This window comes from Microbacterium sp. Ru50 (assembly GCF_002920555.1).
Classification (GTDB): Bacteria; Actinomycetota; Actinomycetes; order Actinomycetales; family Microbacteriaceae; genus Microbacterium; species Microbacterium arborescens.
Genome location: NZ_PQSV01000011.1, coordinates 1 through 3,152 on the forward strand (window position 1 = coordinate 1; position 3,152 = coordinate 3,152).

Below are 3,152 nucleotides of genomic sequence, written 5' to 3' on the forward strand. Positions count from 1 at the left end.
CACGCGTAGGGCCCCCTCCCTGGAAACCGCATCAACCTGAAAACCCCCAGGTCAGAGGCGGTTGCGGGGGTCAACTAGGGGGTGTGGGCGCAACCGGGGGAGCAACCCACCCAAAACAGGCGGGCCGAACCGCCGCTGGAACGACGATTCGGCCCTAGATCCACGAACCTCGCGAAAGGACAGACGTGGACCTGAACGCAGTGTGGTCGAAGATCGCAGAGCCGACCAAGTCGGCACGGATCAAGTCGGCCCAAACCATCACGAACACGCTCGACGCGCTTGCGCCGACCTTCGCTCCGCTCGCGGCGCGTTGGGACGCGGAGGCGGACCGGAGGGCCAAGCTCCGGACCCCGGAGAACCTGAAGGCTCTGCTGGACGCGCAGAAGGCCCACAACAGCGCCCGGTCGACGGCGGCCACGGCGCGGACGGAGCGGCAGAAGGCGCGGGCGGCGAGCAAGAACCCGATGAGCACCGCGCGCCGGTCGGCGCGGACGGCGGACAAGGCCGCGCGGCAGCACACCACCCAGGCGCGGGCCAAGCTGAAGCAGGCCAAGGCCAACTACCCGGCGACGCTGCGGGCGCGGGCGATCCAGGCGCACGCGGTGCACGCGGTGCCCGGCGCGGTCTCGTCGTGGCTGATGTCGACGGCGGAGCACTGGACCATCTGGCCCGGGTCGATCTCGGCCGGTCTGATCGCGCTCAACGCGGGCGCTCTGTGGCTCGGCCGGCGCACGGTCACGGTCGACGTCGACGACGTCCTGTCGGCGGAGGAGCGGCGCCTGGTCGAGCGGCTCGACCCGAGCTACTGGGTCCAGCACGCCGACGAGCGCGGGCTCGCGGGCTCGGTGCCCTCGCCGGTCGAGATCACCCCGGCCGGGCTGGTGACCAACGTGCGCCTGGACGGCCGCTGGAAGCCGAGCGCGTTCGCGGCCAAGCACGAGGAGATCCGGGCGCTGCTCGGGGCGCGCACTGACCTGCGCATGGAGATCAAGCCGGGCACGCACGGCGACCGCGCCACGATCACGCTGCGGACCCGGTCGGCGGCCGACGGCATCGACTTGGAGGGCTGGAAGCCGGGCGACTGCTGGGCGGTCGACACGGTCACCGGCGAGCCGCTGCCGGTGCCGTTGGGCAAGCGAATGCTGATCGCCGGTACGTCCGGCGCGGGCAAGTCCTACAGCGCGCGTCCGCTGCTGGCCGAGGCGTCCGAGTACGACGACCACCGGCTGATCATCTTCGACCGGAAGTACGTCGAGGGCCGTACGTGGTCCCACCGCGCCCGAATCGTCTGCGAGCTGGACGAGATGCGCGAGGTCTGCCAGGAGCTGATCGAGGAGGGCGAGGAGCGGCTGAAGGACCTGCCGCGCGGTAAGGACGTGGTCGAGATCAGCCCCGAGCGGCCCCGCATCACGGTCTTCGCGGACGAGGGCGGCGAGTTGCTGTCCGACGCGAAGACCAAGGTCAAGGGCGAGGACGGCAAGTCCTCCGACTACCAGGACATCGTGGAGACGCTGCGCACGGTCGCCCGGAAGTACCGGGCTGCGGAGATCATCCTGGTGTGGGCGACGCAGAAGCCGACCATGTCGGGCGACGGGCACGGGATCGACTCGCAGATCGCCGGTCAGATGAGCGTGAAGCTCGGTCTCGCGGTCGCCTCCCAGACGGACGCGGCCACGGTCTTCGGCCGCTCGGACTGGCCCGCACACGACCTGCCGATGCCCGGGTACGCGCTGCTCTTCGACCAGGACAAGGGCAAGCACCAGCGCCGGAATCCGATCCGGCTGCGCTACATGACGGCCCAGCAGGTGATCGCGCTCCCCGACCGGCCCGTGTGGCGGCGGGAGTCGGCGCCCGCCGTGGTGGCCGGCGCCCCGGCCGCGCCCGCGCTCCGGCTCGTGAAGGACGACGACTACGAGCTGGCGCCGCCGCTCCCCGCGGTTCCGGCCCAGCCCGCGCCCGCGACCAACCGCGACAAGGTCGCCGCCGCCATCGCGGCGGGCTCCACCACCGTTGCCGACATCGCCTCGGTGACCGGCATCAACAAGGGCACCGTCTCCAAGGCGGTCAAGCAGCTGGTCGACGCGGGCGACGTGAAGCGTGCCGAGGACGGCTCCCTGTCCGTCGTCACCACGGAGGCCGGGGAGGTGTCGGCCTGATGGCGGCTCACGAGTACGACGTGCAGGGCGCGCTGCTGACCTTCGCCCTGGTGCTGACCGGCGCGGCCGGGATCGGCCTCGTGGCCTGGCTCCTGATCACGGTCGCGGAGATGGCCACGCAGTACGCGGCGGCGGCAGGCGCTGGCGGAATCTCGCTCACCCTCGGACTCCGGAAGGGGAAGTGACCATGCAGAAGCGCTCGATGACCGCCGCCCCGGCGGTCGCCATGACGGCGGTCAGCATGGTGCTGACCTTGGCCGTGGTCGTGATGTGGCTCGGCGGCTCGATGCCCTGGCCCGTCGCCCTGGTCGTCGGCCTCGGCATCGACGGCGGCTGGCTCGCCACCCTCGCCTACGACCGGCGCCTGGCCCGGCAGGGCGACCACAACGCCGTGGTGACGGCGGTCGGCTGGGGCTTCGGCGCGGTGGCGACCGGCGTCTTGGTCGCCCACGCGGTTGGTCAGGACTCGCCCGGCCCGTGGCTGGCCGTCGCCTGGCTCCCGCTCGCGGCCAAGGCCCTCTGGCTCGTGCACGGGCTGTGGGAGCGCACGGCGCTCACCCCGGCCGCGCTCGACCAGATCGCCAAGATCCAGCAGGACGCCCGCGACTGGGCCGCCATCGCCCGCGCCGAACTGCGCGCCGAGGCGGGCACGGAGGTGACCCGGCTCGACGCCGTGACGACCGCCGGGAAGCGCGTCGCGGACGCCCAGTCCAAGGCCGCCCGGCGGCTCGCCGGGGCGTGGTCGGAGCTGGACGGGGTGCGGCAGGGCGACGGCACCGGCAAGGCTCTGACCTGCGTGACAGAGCGCGTCACGCCCGCGTCACAGGATGCGTCACAGCCCAGGTGGGAGCTGCCGGTTTGGGGTCCGTTCGAGCCCGTGGCCGCCATCGAGGCGCCCGCCCTCACGGACGACGAGATCGACCGGATCGTCATGGATCTGCGGGCCAGCACCCACCCGCCCATGAGCTACCGGGACATGGCCGCCGCGTTCCGGGC

The 3,152-nt window shown here is 72.3% G+C and carries 3 protein-coding genes; all 3 read left to right on the forward strand.

What is annotated here, in order from left to right; all coding sequences use genetic code 11:
• Window positions 1-185: 185 nt before the first annotated feature.
• Window positions 186-2,156, forward strand: coding sequence for a MarR family transcriptional regulator (locus C3481_RS15900; protein WP_103818085.1), 1,971 nt, complete (start codon window positions 186-188; stop codon window positions 2,154-2,156).
• Entirely contained in the window at window positions 2,156-2,341 is a 186-nt protein-coding gene (locus C3481_RS15905; RefSeq protein WP_103818086.1) for a hypothetical protein, read from the forward strand. The genes C3481_RS15900 and C3481_RS15905 overlap by 1 nt, the downstream gene beginning before the upstream one ends.
• Before the next feature lie 2 nt (window positions 2,342-2,343).
• Window positions 2,344-3,152: protein spdB (locus C3481_RS15910; RefSeq protein WP_258039146.1), on the forward strand; the 809-nt coding region annotated here is incomplete at its 3' end.

What these genes read in the sequence shown, in the direction of transcription:
- C3481_RS15905 (WP_103818086.1), top strand. Translation starts at nt 2,156, where the DNA reads ATGGCGGCTCACGAGTACGACGTGCAGGGCGCGCTGCTGACCTTCGCC.